Source organism: Micromonospora sonchi (genome assembly GCF_014646235.1).
GTDB lineage: Bacteria > Actinomycetota > Actinomycetes > Mycobacteriales > Micromonosporaceae > Micromonospora > Micromonospora sonchi.
In genome coordinates, this window is sequence record NZ_BMNB01000001.1 from 198,268 (window position 1) to 215,894 (window position 17,627).

Here is a 17,627-nt window from a genome sequence, read left to right on the forward strand (position 1 = left end):
CCAGCGGTCAGGCCATCGCCAGGGTCCGTGGGCGCACGCTATCGTGCGAGGCATGGCAGTGACAGCGCGGACGGCACCGGTGCGGCGGGCCGTTCCGGGGCGTGGCCGGTTCCGCCTCCCGGTGCACGACTGACGGGCGCGTGATGCAGGGAGAGGGGCAGGCGATCGGCGGGCGGACAACCGAGTCGATGACCGGGAAGCTGCTGGTGGCGACGCCGGCGCTGAAAGACCCGAACTTCGATCGTACGGTCGTGCTGTTGGTCGCTCACGAACCCGGTGGCGCGCTCGGGGTGGTGCTCAACCGGGCCACCGAGGTGGCGGTGGCGGACGTGCTGCGCGACTGGGGTGACCTGGCTCGCCACCCGGCGGTGCTGTTCGAGGGCGGCCCGGTGCAGCCCGACTCGGCGATCTGCCTGGCCCGCATGCGCCAACCGGTCCGCCGGCTCAAGGGCTTCCACCAGGTTTCCGGCGCCGTTGGCACGCTGGACCTGTCGGTCGACCCGCACCGACTGCGCGAGAACGTGCAGAGCATCCGGGTCTTCGCCGGGTACGCCGGCTGGGGCGCGGGGCAGGTGGAGCAGGAGATCAAGGAGGGCTCCTGGTTCGTGCTGGACGCCCTGCCCGGAGACGCCTTCGTCGACCGGCCCGACGACCTGTGGCCGATGGTGCTGCGCCGACAGGGCGGCATGATGGCCGCGGTGGCTCACTTCCCGCCCGACGTGGCGCTGAACTGACCCGGCATCGGCCGTTCTTGCGGGGGACCCCCGCGAGATGACCATGCCGGCGGGCGTGTGTATAGTTCTTTCAGTGCCCGGGTGACCGGGCGCGACAGCAAGGGGCCGTGGCGCAGCTGGTAGCGCACCACACTGGCAGTGTGGGGGTCAGGGGTTCGAGTCCCCTCGGCTCCACCCTTGTTTGTGCAGGTCAATCGGCGCTGGTCATCGGCCAGTGCCGATTTTCTGATCATCGTGCTCACAGGTGTGCTCACACAATCGCCCCACACTTCTGCTCGATGATCGACGGCAGGTCGTGTGCGGCGCCGATCTTGAGCAGGCATTCCGCTGTGATCTTGGCGCCCGGCGTGATCGAGGTGAAGTGCGGGACGTCGGGAGCGGTGTGGGCGGACGGTGCCGCCTCGTGAATCGGTCTGTAGCGCCGCGTCGATGTGGGCCGGTTAGGAGGCTCCCGGCGCCGATCATCTCCGCTCGCCGTCGCGATGCAGGCACTTTCAGTGATTTGAGGGCCTGATCGAACCCTGTATGCCTGGTTTGTGGTCGCAACTTGTGACGGGCGTTTACATAGATCGTTCGGCATCATTACAGTTCGTGCATCGACCTGCTTGATCACGGGGGGCTGGCGTCTGTATGGGTGTATCGCGGCGTGGGTGGACGGCTGCGTTGGCAGCGGTGTTGGTGGCGTCAGGGCTGGCGGTTCCTGTCCGTGTTGAGCCTGCGTCGGCGGCGCCTGGGCCGATGTGTGAGGACGAGCAGCCGGATGCTGCCGCGGCGGGTCGGATGGTCGGGGTGTGCGGTCGGCGGGTGGAGATTCTCGCCGAGCGTACGGAGTGGTCGCAGATGTTCCTGAATGTCGATGGTTCGCGGACGTTGGAGCAGACCATCGAGCCGACGCGGGTCCGCAAGGGGAAGTCCTGGGCGCCGGTGGACACCACGCTGAAGGTGTCCGCCGAGGGGGTCACCCCGCGAGCGACGGTGTTGCCGATGGTCTTCTCGACCGGTGGCGACGCGCCGCTGGCCCGGCTTCGGGACGGTGATCGGGAACTGGCGATGACCTGGCCAGGCCGGCTGCCGACGCCGGTACTGGAGGGCGCGACCGCGGTCTACCGCGACGTCCTGCCGGATGTGGATTTGCGGGTCACCGCGCAGCCGTTGGGCTTTTCCGAGGTGTTGGTGGTGAAGTCCCGTCAGGCGGCGGCGAGCCCCCAACTGGCTTCGCTGAAGTTCGGGTTGCAGACCAAGGGTGTCACGGTGAGCGCGACCGGCTCGGGTGGGTTGACGGCTCGTGACGGCAAAGGCGCTACGGTGTTCGCCGCGCCGGCACCGATGATGTGGGATTCCTCTCAGGCACCGGAGGCCGATTCACTGGCTGGGGCGGCGGAGAAGGGTCCGAGCGGGGCGCGTGCGCAGCGCAAGCCGAGCGTGGCCGAGCAGCAGCGGCAGCTGGATGAGGAAGCGTCGATCCAGGCCGGGCCGGGCCGGTCCGCGATACGCGAGCCGGTGCGGCGGGCGGTAATGCCGGTACGGGTCGACGGTAAGACGATGACGATCGTCCCGGACAAGGCGATGTTGGCTGATCCTCGGACGAAGTTGCCGATTTATATTGATCCGTCGTGGACGGGTGGGATTGTCAGTAACGCGTGGACGTCGGTGTGGAGCAAGCACAAGACGAGTTCGTTCTGGAAGAATTCGTCGGCGTTGAATAACGGCTCGACGTACGGTGCTGCGGGTGCCGGGCGGACCGAGGATTGCTCGGGGTGTGCCGATCACATTATTCGGTCGTTGTTCCGGATGAACATTGCGCGGGTGAAGGGTACGGAAGTCAGCAAGGCTGAGTTTCGGATCGAGCAGCGGCACGCGTGGACGTGTAGTCCGGTGAGTAACGCGAAGGTGTGGAAGACCGGGGCGATCTCGTCGAGTACGACGTGGAACAACCAACCGAAGTGGGACGGTAACCGCACGGCTCAGGTGCGCGGTGACCGCAAGCATGGTGCTGCGCACGGCTGCCGGGGCACCGGGACCATCGAGTTCAACGTCACCACGATGGTCAAGGAGGCGGCCAAGAGCGGGAAGTCGGATCTGACGCTGGGCTTGCGGGCGGTCGATGAGGGCACCAAGAACCAGTGGAAGCGGTTCAATCACTCGTCGCCGAAGCTCGCGATCACCTTCAACACGCTGGCCAACGCGCCGTCGGATCGAAAGTCCGACGGCAAGGCCTGCGCGACGGGGGCGTCGCGACCGTATGTGCTCACGACCACGCCGATCCTGTCTGCCAAGCAGTCGGACCCGGATGATGATCAGCAGTCGTTGACGACGTACTTCTACTGGTGGCCGGTTGGCGGCTCCCGCAACGACTCCGACCGGGTCTCGCAGGCGGCGGGTAACCCGTCGTCCGTTTCCGGGAAGATTCCGTCGGGGAGATTGGTCGACGGGCGCAGCTATGTGTGGCAGGCCCAAACCTGGGACCGCCAGCATGACGGCAAATGGTCTGGCACCTGCGAATTCACCGTCGACGCGACGCCGCCACCGCCGCCGGCCGGGGTCGCATCGACCAACTACACCACTGACGGCGTCCCGCGCGGCGGTGTCGGTTTGTCCGGCACGTTCACCGTGGCCGCGCCGACAGTACGCCCTTATGAGGTGAAGGAGTACGCCTACAGCCTCGACTCCGGTGTGCTGACCGCGGCGAAGACCGTCCCGGCTCGGACGACGGATTACGGGGCGTCGATCTCGTTGGCGCCCCGGCACGATGGCGTGAACGTGCTGTACGTGTGGTCGAAAGACCACGCCGGGCGGTTCTCGACCCCGGTGACGTACACGTTCAGCGTCCGGGCTGGGGTTGGCGCGGCAGCGGAGTGGGCCTTCGAGGAAACTGGCACCACTGCGGCGGACGACTCTGGGCACGGCAACGCGTTGACCCTCGGCACCGGAGCCACCCGGGTCGCGGGCCGTTCCGGGATCGGCACCGCCCTGTCGCTGCCAGGGAACGCCGCGGCCACCAAGACCGGGACCATCAACACCCCCCACCCGGACACGCTCGTGTCCACCCCGGTCCGCACTGACGCAAGTTTCACGGTCACCAGCTGGGTCAGGATCAATTCGTTGGCTGGTACTGGCGTGCAGGCGGTGGTGAGTGCGAACGGTTCCCGCATGCCGGCGTACCACCTCGGCTATGCCGGCAGCAATCAACGGTGGCGATTCACCATGACGACGGCGGACACCGACAACGCCGCCTCGGTGAACGTGCATTCCAACGCGGCACCCACCGCGGGTAAGTGGACGCATCTGGCCGCCGTGTACGACGGGGGAACCAAGAAATTGACCCTGTACGTCAACGGTGTGGCGCAGACCGAGACCGCCACGTTGTCCGGCGGGTTCAACGCGACCAGCGACTTTTCCGTTGGCCGGCGCAAGTGGAACGGAAGCTACGACAGCTTCTTCGCCGGTGTCGTGGACGACGTGCGGTTCTACAACTTCGTCGAAACGCCGGCGAACCTCGCGAAGCTTGCGGTGCCGCTGCCGCCGGCGGTCACTTTCCCCAACGGCAGCGAGGTCACCGCGGGCGGACAGCTCACGGTCAGGTTCGACGCTGGCGGCGACACCAACGTCACGCGGTTCCGGTACAGCCCTGACAGCGCTGGGCTGGGTACGACCGTGAACGCCAGTAGCCCGGGCGGCACGGCCACTGTCACGATCAATATCGGCAGCATGACCGGGGAGCGACCGGTGTACGCCGTCGCGGTCGATGACGGCAATCGGGCCAGCGAGATGAGCCAGGGTGCCTTCACGGTCGCGTCGGCCGCGAGCCTGTCCGGCACGGTGTGGGACGCGAGCTTCCTACCGGGCGCCGGCGTCGTGGTCCAGTTGCAGCCCGGCGGCCACCAGGCCACCTCCGCCGCCGATGGCAGCTACGCGCTGACCGGTTTCGCACCCGGCTCGTACACGATCACTGCGACGGTCGGCGGTCGGTGTGGTCAGGCTTTCAGCGGGCCGCTGGAGATTGACGGCCAAGGAGCCACCTTCGACATCTTCCTGTCGGCGTTCAGCGACGATCTCGGCCATACCTGTTCCGAGCAGGTCACCGCTTTCACGGCGGCGTCCACCACCTTGGCGTTGACCGGTGACAACGCGGTCGCTGCCGTGCCCTTGCCGTTCGCGTTCCCGTTCTACGGCGGGGCTTACCGCAGCGCCTGGGTGGACACCAACGGCCTGTTGTCCTTCACCGACCCGGGTGGCTCACACCCGTACACGGGCCAGCAGCCCGCACCGGCGACCCCGGCCGCTGCGGTAGCGCCGTTCTGGGACGACCTGGTCGTCGACGCCTCGGCCAGCGTGCGCACCGCCACCACCGGCACCGGTGACGGCCAGCGGTTCGTCGTGGAGTGGCGCAACGTGCACCGCAAGGGCAACACCGCCCAACGGCTGTCCTTCGCGACGGTCCTCGCTCCCGACGGCACCGTGACCACCAACTACGACCAGCTCGACAACGCCGCCGAGCGGGGCGCCCACGCGATCGTCGGCATTGAGGCAGAGGACGGTCAGGACCGTTTGCGTTACTCGATCGCCGAACCGGTTCTGGCCAACAGTCAGGCGATCACCTTCACCCGTCCGGACTCGGAAGGGGATTTGGAGCTGCACAGCCTTTCCGGCACGCTGACCGACGCCGCCGGTGGCGCGGTGGTCGGCGCGACGGTCATTCTCGACCCGAGCGGGGTCAGCACCACGACCGGCGCGGGTGGCGCGTACAGCTTCACCGGTCTGGTCGCCGACAGCTACACGGTCGGTGTGCAGATGGCGGGCCGGTGTGGCGCGGTGGCGCGCAGCCAGGTGGAGTTGTTCGTCGATGTGGTCCGTGACCTGCGGCTTGGGCCGGATTACGGCGGCTTGGGTTATGCCTGTAGCACGGGGTCATCCGGCTTTGTGTCCGCGTCGACGGTGTTGGCGCTGACTGGTGACGACGCGGCGACCATGGTCACGTTGCCGTTCCCGGTGCGTTTCCATGGCGAGTCGTACACGTCTGGCCGGGTGCACACGAATGGGCTGGTCAGCTTCGGGCCGGTGTCGGGGGAACCGGACACCTGGGTGAACCCGACGATGCCGACGGTGGCGGCGCCGAACGCGGTGGTGGCGCCGTTCTGGGATGACTTCGAGGTGGACGCTGCGGCGAGTGTGCGGACGCAGACGGTGGGCACCGCTCCGAACCGGTCGTACGTGGTGGAGTGGCGCAACGTCGGGTTCCGGCCGACCAACGCGCAGCGGGTCACGTTCGAGGTGATCTTCCACGAGGACGGACGGATCGCGTTCCACTACGGGGCCATGTCCACCCCGGTGCAGCAGGGCGCGGCTGCGACGGTCGGTTTGGAGAACGCTTCCGGGACGGTGGCGGCGCTGTACTCCTACCACGAGGCGGCACTGACGGCGAACAGCTCGATCACCTACACTCCGGCACCGGCCGGCGCGGTTGAAGGGGTCCTGACCACAGCGGTGACCGGTAACCCGGTGGCCGGGGCGACGGTGACGTTGAACCCGGGTAACCGCAGCACCACCACCGCGGCCGACGGCAGCTACCAGTTCACCGCGGTGCCGGTGGGGGAGTACAAGGTCGCGGCGTCTACCGGTGACAACCGGTGCGCCGGCCAGTACGCCCGCGAGATCATCAACCACCCCGGTGGCACCTTCGACGTGGATCTGTCGGTGATGGTCGACGGCGACGAGTTCGGCTACAAGTGCACCACCGGCGCGCAGACCTTCATTCCCGGCGACATCGTCGAGGGGTGGCAGGGTGACGAGACGGTGTGGCAGAAGAATCCGCCGTTCCCTGTGAAGCTCTACGGCGAGTCGTACACCTCGGCGTGGATCAGCGCCAACGGCCTGATCAGCTTCAAGGACCCCGCGTATTTCGGGTGGATCGGCTCCTGGCCGGGCACGATCCCGTCGCCGGCGGTGGATGGCTCGCCGAACGCGGCGGTCTACGTCCTGTGGGACGACTGGGTGGTCGACTCCCAGGCCCGGATCGCCACCAGAATCAGCGGCACCGCACCGAACCGGCAGTGGGTCGTGGAGTGGCGCAACGTGCACATCTACGGCGACACCAGCACCCGCGCCACCTTCGAGGTCATCTTCAAGGAGAACGGCGAGATCACCCTCGCCTACGCCGACATCGACCCGAAAAAGCCAATCGAACGTGGCGGCGAGGGCACCGTCGGGATCGAGAACGGCGACGGCTCCATCGGCTTCCAGTACCTGTTCCGCGAGCCGTGGCTCGCCAGCGGCCAGGGCGTCACGTTCACCCCGAACCCACCGGGGCAGGGCAGCGTCGCTGGCACCGTCACCTGTCAGGGCACCCCGGTGGCCGGCGCGACGATCGCAGCGGCCGACAAGACGACCACCACCGCCGCCAACGGCACCTACCAGATCACCGCCGTCCCCGCGGGCACCTGGGCCGTCATCGTCACCGTGCCCAGCGGGGCATGTCGAGGCTCCGACGTGCGGCAAGTCGTGGTCGGCACCAACACCCAGGCAACCGCCGACTACGCCCTGGACGCCACCCCAGCCGGGGGCGGCTACCAACTGGCCGAGCAACCCGTCACCTACACACCCGCCAACAGCACCGTGCTCCCCATCACCGGCGACGACGCCTTCACCTCGGTCACCCTGCCCTTCCCGGTGACCCTGTACGGACAGACCTACAACACCGGCTGGGTGGACACCAACGGACTGGTCAGCTTCATCAAACCCGGCGAACCGTCACCCGACGCCTGGCCCATCCCCTCACCGGCCAGCCCCGAGGAACCCAACGCCGCGCTCTACCCGTTCTGGCACGACTGGGTCGTCGACCCCAACGCCAGCGTCCGCACCGCCGTGCGAGGCACCGCACCCAACCGGCAGTACGTCATCGAATGGCGCAACGTCCACTCCTACGAAGACCCCCGCACCCGCACCACCTTCCAAGCCATCCTCGACGAATCCGGCGGCTACAGCTTCGCCTACACCGACAACGACGGCACCTTCCTCGAACGAGGCGGCGGCGCCACCATCGGCATCGAAAACGCCGACGGCACCACGGCGATCCAGTACACCTACCGCCAACCCGTCCTCCGACCCGGCATGGGACTGCGATTCAACCCGCCAACCCCCTGAGACCGTCGTCCCGAACGTGAGTGGGCGGGGCGTCTCGTGTGAAGACGCCCCGCCCGCCCTCTCGGCCTGTCGCCTTCCGCTGAGCCACGAGAATCTCGGAGCCCATGAAGACTTCCGCACCTTCCCGGCAATCACTTTCGGTAATCCTCCCATCGTGTAGGGGTAAGGGCTGGCGCCGCGCCCCGCTCGCAGCGGCCGTTGCCGCCACCCTTGTGGCCGGACTCCTGCAGGCTGGCCCGGCGCGGGCCACGCCCGCCGGCTACCAGCGATCGTCTCCCAAGCCGGCGCCCACGGTGCCAGTCAAGGCGGTCCAGCCGACCCAGGTGCCGGCGGCGAAGCACCTGCCGCAGGCGTCTGCGAAGCCGGCCCCGGCCTGGCCGGCGGCCAGCGCGGCGGAGGTCGACCTGACCGCCGGCCAGCTCGGTGCCGGCCCCATTCGCGCCGGCACCCTGCCGATACGGATCAACCGGTCGGCCGCGACCACACGCAACGCCGGGGCAGCCGCGAGTCGGGTACGCGTCGAGGTGTTCGACCGCGCCACCACCACGCGCGCCGGCGTACGTGGCCTGCTGATGCGAGTCAGCCCCGCGGACGGCGCCGCCGCGCCCGGGCAGGCGGACGTGTCCGTCGACTACGGGTCCTTCGCCACCGCGTACGGAGCCGACTGGGCCAGCCGGCTCCGCCTCGTCTCGCTGCCCGAGTGCGCCCTACACACACCGGAGCGCAAAGAGTGCCGCCGTACCCGCCTGAAGTCCCACAACGACCCGCGCTCCCGCACAGTGACCGCGAGCGTCGTCGTCGGCGGGGCGCAGACCCTGATGGCGCTGGAGGCGACCACTTCCGGCCCGGCCGGTGACTACAAGGCCACCCCGCTGCAGCCTTCTGCGACCTGGAATGCCGGCGGCAACGCGGGCGCCTTCACCTGGTCGTACCCGATGCGGGTGCCGCCCGGTTCCGGTGGTCCCGAGCCGCAGGTAGCGCTCAGTTACTCGTCCCAGTCGGTCGACGGCCAGCACGCCGCGTCGAACAACCAACCCTCTTGGATCGGTGAGGGCTTCGAGGGGTGGCCCGGAGGCTACATCGAGCGCACCTACCGGAACTGCTCGGACGACATGGAGGGCTCGGCGAACAACACCGAGAAGGCCACCGACCTCTGCTGGGAGACGGACAATGCGACACTGTCCCTCTCCGGCCACGCCGGTGAGCTGATATACAACTCCACCGAGGGCCGGTGGCACCTGCGCAACGACGACGGCTCGCGGATCGAACGCCGAACCGGTGCGAGCAACGGGGACAACAACGGCGAATACTGGGTCCTCACCACCACCGCCGGCATGCAGTACTGGTTCGGACTGAACCGACTCCCTGGCTGGGCCTCGGGGAACCCGCAGACGAACTCGACCTGGACGGTGCCGGTCTTCGGCAACGAGCCCGGGGAGCCCTGCCATGCCACCACCTTCGCTGCGTCCTACTGCACGCAGGCCTGGCGGTGGAACCTCGACTACGTCCTGGACCTCAATGGCAACTCCGTCTCCTACTGGTACGGCAAGGAGACCAACAAATACGCCCGCAACCTCAATCCGGCGAACGCCACCACCTACGACCGCGGAGGCTGGCTGGACCGTATCGACTACGGTACGCGGCAGACGAGCGGCGTCGACTCGGTGTTTGCCACCCCGGCTCCCTTCCGGGTCGAGCTGACCGAGGCCGACCGCTGCCTGAGCGGCTGCACCACGCACGACGAGGCCCACTGGCCCGACACCCCGTGGGACTCCGAGTGCACCGGTGCGTCCTGCACCGACAACTTCGCGCCGACGTTCTGGACCACGAAGCGGCTGGCCTCCGTGACAACCCAGGTCCGCAGCGGCTCGGCGTACAGTGATGTCGAGAGGTGGACCTTCACCCACAGTTTTCCCGATCCCGGTGACGGCACCCGGGCCGGTCTCTGGCTGTCGAGGATTTCCCACGTCGGCCTGGTCGGTGGCAGCGTCAGCCTCCCGGACGTCGAGTTCACCCCCGTCCAGATGTCCAATCGGGTCGACACCATCGACTTCGCTGCGGCGATGAACTGGATGCGGATTGCGAAGATCCGCAACGAGGCCGGTGGTACGACCAGCGTCAACTACTCTGCCCAGGACTGCAAGGCGGGGCAGCCCATGCCCACCCCGCACACGAACACCCGGCGTTGCTATCCGGTGATCTGGACCCCGGAGGGCTACCAGGACCCGGTGACGGACTGGTTCCACAAGTACGTGGTCACGACCATCTACGAGAACGACAACACTGGTGGGGTGCCGCCGCAGGGCAACCCCCGGGTGGTCTATTCGTACAGTTACTTCGACGGTGCGGCGTGGCACTACAACGACGACGACGGGATCATCGACAAGAAGCGCAAGACGTGGTCGGACTATCGGGGCTACGGGCGGGTCGGAGTTACGGTCGGTGATCCGGGGGAGCAGACGTACACGGAGACCCGGTACTTCCGCGGGATGAACGGGGACCGGGCCACCCCGACGGGCGGCACCAGGTCGGTGACGATCGACGGGATCGCCGACCAGGACTGGTACGCCGGGATGACCAGGGAGAGCACGATCTACAACGGCCCGGCCGGTCCTGTGGTCTCACGAGAGCGCAATGTTCCCTGGGCATCGGCCGCCACGGCGACCCGGACGATCAACGGGGACACCGTTACCGCGAGGTTCATCGGGATCGGCACGACCACCAGGCACACCGCGCTGGACGCCGGCCGTGGCGAGCGGGTCACCAAGACGGCCACCACCTTCGACAGCTATGGCATGGCGGTCGCCGTCGACGATCTCGGCCAGGATGGCGTCGAGGGTGACGAGCGATGCATCAAGACCGACTACGCCCCGCGTAACACGACCGCCTGGATCATGGACCGCGCGCACCGGGTCCAGACGTACGCGGTGAAGTGCGCGGACACCGCTGCGCCGACCTCGTTGACGGAGAACGACGTGATCCAGGAGGTACGGACTTCGTACGACGGCAACGCCTTCGGGGTTGCGCCGACGCGTGGAATGGTCACCCGGACCGAAGAGATGTCGGCGTGGAATGCCGGTGCTCCGACCTTCACCACCGTCTCCCGTGCGGCCTACGACAGCCACGGTCGCGTCACCTCGACCTGGGACGCGAACAACTACGAGACCAAGACGGCATACACGCCCGCCACCGGCGGCCCGGTGACCGCCACGACGGTCACCAACGCCGCCCAGCACGTGACCACGGCGACTCTCTCGCCGGCGTACGGCATCGAGACCTCGGTGGTGGACCCGAACGGCAAGCGGACCGACCTGGCCTATGACGGGCTCGGCCGGCTGACCTCAGTCTGGCTGCCCGGTCGTGACAAGGCCAACCAGAGCGCCAACTCGACCTTCAGCTACGCCGTCCGCAACAACGCGGCCACAGTGGTTGCGGCGTCGAAGCTCACCCCGTCCGGGACGTACTCCACCTCGTACGCCCTCTACGACGGCATGATGCGGGAGCGGCAGACGCAGGCACCGTCGATCTCAGGCGGGCGCCTCCTCACCGAAACGTTTTACGACTCCGCCGGCCGCAAGTCGAAGAGCTTCGGCTCCTACCACGCGTCCGGTACGGCCGGTAGCACGCTGGTCACCACCACCGAGCGGGCATTCGTGCCAAACCAGACCCGGACGGTGTACGACGGCGCGGGTCGGGCCACAGCGGAGGTCTTTCAGCCCTACGACGCCGAGCGCTGGCGTACTTCCACCTACTACGCGGGTGACCGCACCGATTTCACTCCGGCCGCCGGCGGCACCGCCACCTCCAGCATTACTGACGCCCGTGGGCAGTTGGTGGAGCTGCGGTACTACCACGGAGTCACACCGACGCCGGGTACGGCAGGCAGTTGGGACACCACGAAGTACACCTTCAACCGGAAGGGGCAGAAGACCGCCGTCACCGACGCCCGCGGCAACAAGTGGACCTACACCTTTGACATCCGGGGCCGGCAGGTCGAGGTGATAGACCCGGACAAGGGCAAGGCGACCTCGACGTACGACAACGGCGGCCGGGTCGCCACCCTGACCGATGATCGAGGCAAGAAGCTGGCTTACCTGTACGACTCCCTCAACCGGAAGCGGGCGGTCTACGAGAACCGGGTCGGCGGCACCATGCGCGCCCAGTGGGTGTACGACACCGTGGCGAAGGGACAGCTGACCCAGTCCACCCGGTTCGTCGGCGCGGCGCCATACCAGGTGAAGATCACCGGATACAGCGACGCCTACCAGCCGACGGGCCAGCAGATCGTCATTCCTGCCTCGGAAACCGGCCTTGCCGGCACGTACAACTTCGGCACCACCTACAACGTCGACAACTCGGTGGCCTCGCAGAGCATGCCGTCCACGAACGGTGACCTGCCAGCGGAGACCCTGCTCTTCGACTACAACAGTTTCGGTCTGCCGAGCGGGCTCCGGACGCTGTACGGGAGCCTCAACTCCTCGTACGTGGCGGACACCGACTACAACGCCTTGGGTCAGATCGACCAGGTGGAGTTGCACACCGGTAGCGGTGGACGGATCTACCAGAGCTTTACCCGGGAGTTGGAGACGGGGCGGCTCACCGGCATCCGGACCGATCGGGACTCGGCGACGCCGAACATCCTCGCCGACTTCCGGTACAGCTATGACAACACCGGCAACATCACCAAGATCAGCGACGTCGTGCCCAACCCGGTCGACGACACCCAGTGCTTCACCTACGACCAGATGCGCCGCCTCGTCGAGGCATGGACGCCGTCCTCGGGCGATTGCGCAGTGGCCCGGTCGGTCGGCGGGCTGGGCGGCCCCGCGCCGTACTGGCGATCGTGGACTTTTGACAGCGTGGGCAACCGCCGTACGGAGGTCGTGCACACCTCTACCGGGGACACCACGACCACTTACAACTACCCGCCCGATGGCTCGCCGAAAGCGCACAGCCTGACCTCCACCACGGGCGGTCAGGTGGGCAACTACACCTACGACGAGACCGGCAACACCCTGACCCGCCCCAGCGGCTCGGGCGGTGTTCAGACGCTCACCTGGGACTTCGAGGGACGGCTGGATACCGCGAGCGATTCGACAGGGCAGACCAGCTTCGTGTACGACGCCGACGGCAATCGGCTGATCCGCCGGGAACCGACCGGCAAGACGCTCTACCTGCCGGGGCAGGAGATCCATTACAACTCCAGCACGGAGACCACCACCTGTACGCGGTACTACTCCCATGTGGGCTCCACCATCGCGTCGCGGACCGCAGCCGGCCTGAGTTGGCTGACGGGTGACCACCACGGCACCGCCGGGGTGACGGTCGACGCGGTGACCCAGCAGGCGGCGATCCGGCGGGAGACGCCCTACGGGACGCCGCGCGGCGCCCAGCCGGCGTGGCCCAACGACAAGGGCTTCGTCGGCGGCACCAAGGACAACACCGGTCTGACCCACCTCGGGGCGCGGGAGTACGACCCGGCCATCGGTCGTTTCGTCAGCGTCGACCCAGTCCTGGACCTGGCCGACCCGCAGCAAATGAACGGCTACAACTACAGCAACAACAACCCGGTCACAGCCAGCGATCCCAGCGGGTTGAAGGTGTGCGGCAACGACGACTGCAGCATGTACACCACACCCACGCCGGACGGCGAGATCGTGCACGAGCCGGGTGGCAAGAAGACCAAGATCAAGAAGCGGAAAATCTGCTCTGGTCGCTTCTGCATCGGCTCGCCCCGGAATCCGACCAATCACGGCCCATCGGACGATGACTTCGTGCACGACCCGAAGGCCAAGTGGAGCCGGGAGGACGTGGCCAGTTGGTCCAAGTGGCAGGCGTCCCGCTACGGCTGTATCGCCTCGGAGCAGGCCGGCGTCGGCCGGTGCGCAGGCTGGGGGGACATGCCGTACATGTATGATCGCTACATGAGCGGCAGTGGCGAGCCGTATGTCTTCGCCTTCTCTCCCGCCTACCGCGAGGACATGTCGCTCAGAACGGACATCGGCAACGAGATCGCGGCCGCGCAGCGAGCAGCGGAAGCCCTGTTGGGCAAGTCGGGCAGCAACTCGTTCCATATGACGGGTGTCAGCCGCAACATCAGACATCAGCCCACCACCGAGAAGTGGCAGAAGATCGTGGGCTCCTTCGACATCTGGGCGAGCGCCGAGGTGACCGTCACCGGTGACACGGTGGCCATGCGGATCACCGTCCACGCGGAGGACCGGTGGAACTTCAACAAGGGGGCGAAGGACGTGGCGACCGACATCGATGACGCCGAGAACGGCCGCTTCGCCGAGCTGGGCGTTGCGAAGGGATTCAACTCGTCCGGCTCCCTTGTGAAGGAAGTGACGTGGACCATCGGCTCACCGAAGAGCGCGACCGTGAGCGATCCGAAGGCGATCATCGATGCGCCGCATCGCTGGTAAGTCACTGACCGCCCTGGTGGCCGTGGTGGGGCTCGTCCTCACCGCGGCCTGCGGGCCGAGCGGCGGAACCTCCCCGACGGGTGGCCGGGAGCGGCCGGCCACCACGTCGGCCGACCCGTTCAGCACCGACCCAGCGGTGACCGGGGAGCAACCCCTCTTCGATTTGGACCCTGAGCTCGAAGACCAGGTCGGCACGGTGCTGATCGGGCCGGCCGTGGATATCGACGGCGTTGCGGAGGTGTCACTCCAATCGCCGTACATGGACGACGTTCTATCCGGCGTTTGCGGGACCCAGAGGGGAAATGGCGTCTACGGAAGCGCCTTCGGGCAGCGCCGGGAGTGGAAGGCGTCCGGCCTGCGCATTCAACAGTTCGCCGCCGTGTGGGGCATCAAGTCCGCGGCCGACGCCGTCGCCCAGATCCGTAGCAGGCTTGGGTGCGGTACCTACCGAGATCGAGAAGGGCAGCATCGGGTTCTCGGCGAGCGGGAGCTTTCCCGCCTGAGCGGGCTCGACGACCAGCTGATGTTCTGCGAGGTGATCAACGAGAAGGGACCCGAGGGCTCGACCCACCTCTGCACCGTGCTCCTGGCCCGGGGTGAGATCGCCTCCCGGATCCAGGTCCGGGCCGCCACCGCCGAGCGGGCCGTGCAGGTCACCCGGGAACTGGCCGCTCCCGCAGCCCAGCGCCTCGCAGCCGTGTCGTGAGGCAGACAACCGTGATGGGTTCCGTGGCGTCCGCTGGTTGAGTCGACCAGCGGGCGCCGCTGAACGGGGCCAACAGGTCGGCCAAGCGAATGAAGCGAAGAATGCGACTTCGTCCCGGTCAGGACTGTGTGGAGCTACGCGACCGGCCGGACACCGGGCAGCGGTGAGAATTCACTGGCGCCGCACGCCATCCGGCAGCCACGAGACGCAAAGCTGCTCGGGTGGTGGGCCCGCTCGGGACCTGTAAGGGCACTCGACTGTTGACCACACGGCGACAGGCGGTGTTCGGGCTGGTGTGGTTTGGTAACCGTGCGTCGATATTTCCCAGCTCGTCGCCGGGTCTGGCCTGTCTCGGCACCTCCTACCGCTACCACGATGAGTAGGCCGGCCCGCACCACCTCACCCACTATGCAAAAGGACACTGGACTGAACACGCTCCGCCTTGCCGGACCTGTCAACATCGCCCACGCCCGCCGTGACCTACACGACCGCGCCGACACTTTCGCCGTCTACAACATCTAGCAAACTATGATCAAAGCGGACATAGAAGAACAAGGCTGGGCCGTGGTAATCGGGCTGGCGCGTGCTCGTGGTCCGCACGCCGAAGGCCGCAAAGAACTCCCGGCTGGTGGGGTAGCCAGGGGCGTCTTCCTGCTAGAGGTCGCAGTGTGGGGCGTCATGATTTATGAGCACGGAGTGATGGGGGCGGTTGAGAAGTATCTGCAAGATGCGGGAGTGCTTCCGCCTGCCAGTTATTGCCAAGTTGACCCGATGGCCTGCATCGCGTAGCGAGGTGTGGTGAACGTGGCGAGAGATGAGGTGGTTTCGGTGGTTGATGGTGGGCCTGAGCGGGATCGCATAGAGTGGATTGTCCTGCCGTCGTCTAGCGATGAGCCGCAGCTCCCGATGCCATGGAGCTTTGGTCCACTGGGTGACGTCCTTTGGCTTGCGATGCCATCCTGTCGCCCTGATCTGGTCAGGGCCCGGCGTTGTTGTTCTATGTCCGGTTTGATCATGGTTTGCTAGATGCCGTATGCGGCGAAGGTGTTGGCCCGGTCTTGCATGTCGCGGCGGGCGTAGGCCATGTTGGCGCGGCCGGCGAGGCGGAAGGTGTTCAGGACCAGGTTGCGCATGGCGGCCATGTTGCGGGGCGCGTTGCCGGTGCGTAGCTGGGAGTCGTCCTCGTGGAACGTCACATCGCGGGTCCAATGCAGACGATTCTCCACGAACCAGTGTCCCCTCGCATAGGCATTGAGGTGTTCGGGGCCGGCCTGGGCGGCGGGGACGCTGACGATCCCGTGAACGATCTCCTTCCGGGTGCGCACCCCGTCGAGACCACCGGTGTCGCGGCGCAGCCGGAACACCTGCCGGGCGCCCGGGAACAGTCGGTCGTCGCAGTCGGCCACCCGCAGGGTCCGGTGCTCGGTACGCCCGTGACCCTGATCGTCTGCCACGTGCGTCCGGTCGGCGAACTCGACGTCGGTCCCGGACAACAAGGCGTGTGCGGCCTGCAGCGCGAGCGGTTGATTGCCCTTCAAGAACAGCATGTAGTGGGCGCTCAACGGCCCGGTGATCAGCCGGGCGGTCTTCTTGGTCGTGTGCAGGGCGTCCAACGTCAGCAGCATGCCGGCCACGTCCAACGGGCCGAGCAGATCACCAATCACCGCGTTCTCACCACGCTTGTCCGGGACCTGCCGCTGACCCAGGACCGCCGCCCGCTCGTGGGTGACCGCGGCGACCAGGAACACCTTCGCGCCGTCCGCGGCACGGGCACCGTGCAACAGCTTCCCGTCGACCGCCACCGCAGGCAGTAGCCCCGCCGGTCTCGGGTGTGTCAACGCCCGGGTCGCGGCCCGGCGCTGTTCCCGCTCGACCGGCTCGTCCTCGGCCGTCGGAATCTGCGGGAGCGGGGCGCCCCCACGCACGACATCAGCGGCATAGCCGCAGGTCGCCGCGTCCAGAGCGTCACCATCGACGGCTTCCAGGACCCGCCGGAAGGTCCGCTCACTGGGCACCAGCCACCGGCCGGTCAACGGATTACGACGCGCCCCGAGCCGCTGCAACACCTCCTGCGGAGTCCGCGCCGCCCACTGCCGGATCGCGGTCACACCATCAATGCCCGCCACCAACGTCGCGCACGCGGTCAACACCAGGATCACGACCAGCGGATGCCGCAACCCCCGCAACCGGCGCGGGTCCGGCACCTGCCGCAACCGATCCACCAGCGACGACGCCACCACCAACGGGTCCACCACGTCCGGACCGGCGGCGAGCTCGGCCTCCCACAACGCCAGATCAGCCAGATGGTCAACAACACCCTCGATCAGGGAAGATGACAACACGAGCGCGACTCCAAGGATGATCTTCAGGCTTCAGCACCCGAAAGATCACCAGAGTCGCGCTCGTCCCACAACTCCTACCTCTACCCGACCCCCAACACGGACAAAACACCTCATACGGCAACAACGCCGGGGCCCTGGTGGCACCTCCGGGGCGATGACGGCTCGCGCATCGAACGCAGGACCGGTGCGACCAACGGTGACAACGACGGTGAACACTGGGTCGTCACGACCGGTGATGGCGTGCAGTACTGGTTCGGCCGGAACCGCTTGCCTGGTTGGA

The 17,627-nt window shown here is 67.3% G+C and carries 6 protein-coding genes and 1 tRNA gene; 5 read left to right on the forward strand and 2 right to left on the reverse strand.

The window, feature by feature from the left end; translation table 11 throughout:
* The first annotated feature begins 143 nt into the window (after positions 1–143).
* Together IEY61_RS00885 and IEY61_RS00890 are read left to right on the forward strand one after the other, a co-directional pair.
* On the forward strand, positions 144–734 hold the full coding sequence (locus IEY61_RS00885) for a YqgE/AlgH family protein (protein WP_189040505.1): 591 nt from the start codon (positions 144–146) through the stop codon (positions 732–734).
* Positions 735–835: 101 nt separating this feature from the next.
* Positions 836–908, forward strand: a tRNA-Ala gene (locus IEY61_RS00890).
* A gap of 76 nt (positions 909–984) precedes the next feature.
* On the opposite strand, the gene IEY61_RS00895 is transcribed toward IEY61_RS00890, so the two are convergent.
* Positions 985–1,347 (reverse strand): hypothetical protein, encoded by a 363-nt coding sequence (locus tag IEY61_RS00895; RefSeq protein WP_189040277.1) that lies wholly within the window; start codon positions 1,345–1,347, stop codon positions 985–987.
* A gap of 125 nt (positions 1,348–1,472) precedes the next feature.
* On the opposite strand from IEY61_RS00895, the gene IEY61_RS00900 reads away from it, so the two are divergent.
* From IEY61_RS00900 to IEY61_RS00910, 3 genes are all read left to right on the forward strand, one after another.
* Complete coding sequence (locus tag IEY61_RS00900) at positions 1,473–7,874, forward strand: NIDO-like domain-containing protein (RefSeq protein ID WP_229705590.1); 6,402 nt, start codon at positions 1,473–1,475, stop codon at positions 7,872–7,874.
* 293 nt (positions 7,875–8,167) lie between these two features.
* Complete coding sequence (locus IEY61_RS00905) at positions 8,168–14,299, forward strand: RHS repeat domain-containing protein (protein WP_308424539.1); 6,132 nt, start codon at positions 8,168–8,170, stop codon at positions 14,297–14,299.
* Complete coding sequence (locus IEY61_RS00910) at positions 14,280–15,005, forward strand: hypothetical protein (protein WP_189040279.1); 726 nt, start codon at positions 14,280–14,282, stop codon at positions 15,003–15,005. Before IEY61_RS00905 ends, IEY61_RS00910 begins: the two co-directional genes overlap by 20 nt.
* Before the next feature lie 1,022 nt (positions 15,006–16,027).
* Here IEY61_RS00910 and IEY61_RS00915 read toward each other — a convergent pair.
* The gene (locus IEY61_RS00915) at positions 16,028–17,347 is read right to left on the reverse strand and encodes an ISAs1 family transposase (protein WP_189040280.1); all 1,320 of its coding nucleotides are present in this window, start codon (positions 17,345–17,347) and stop codon (positions 16,028–16,030) included.
* Positions 17,348–17,627 lie beyond the last annotated feature (280 nt).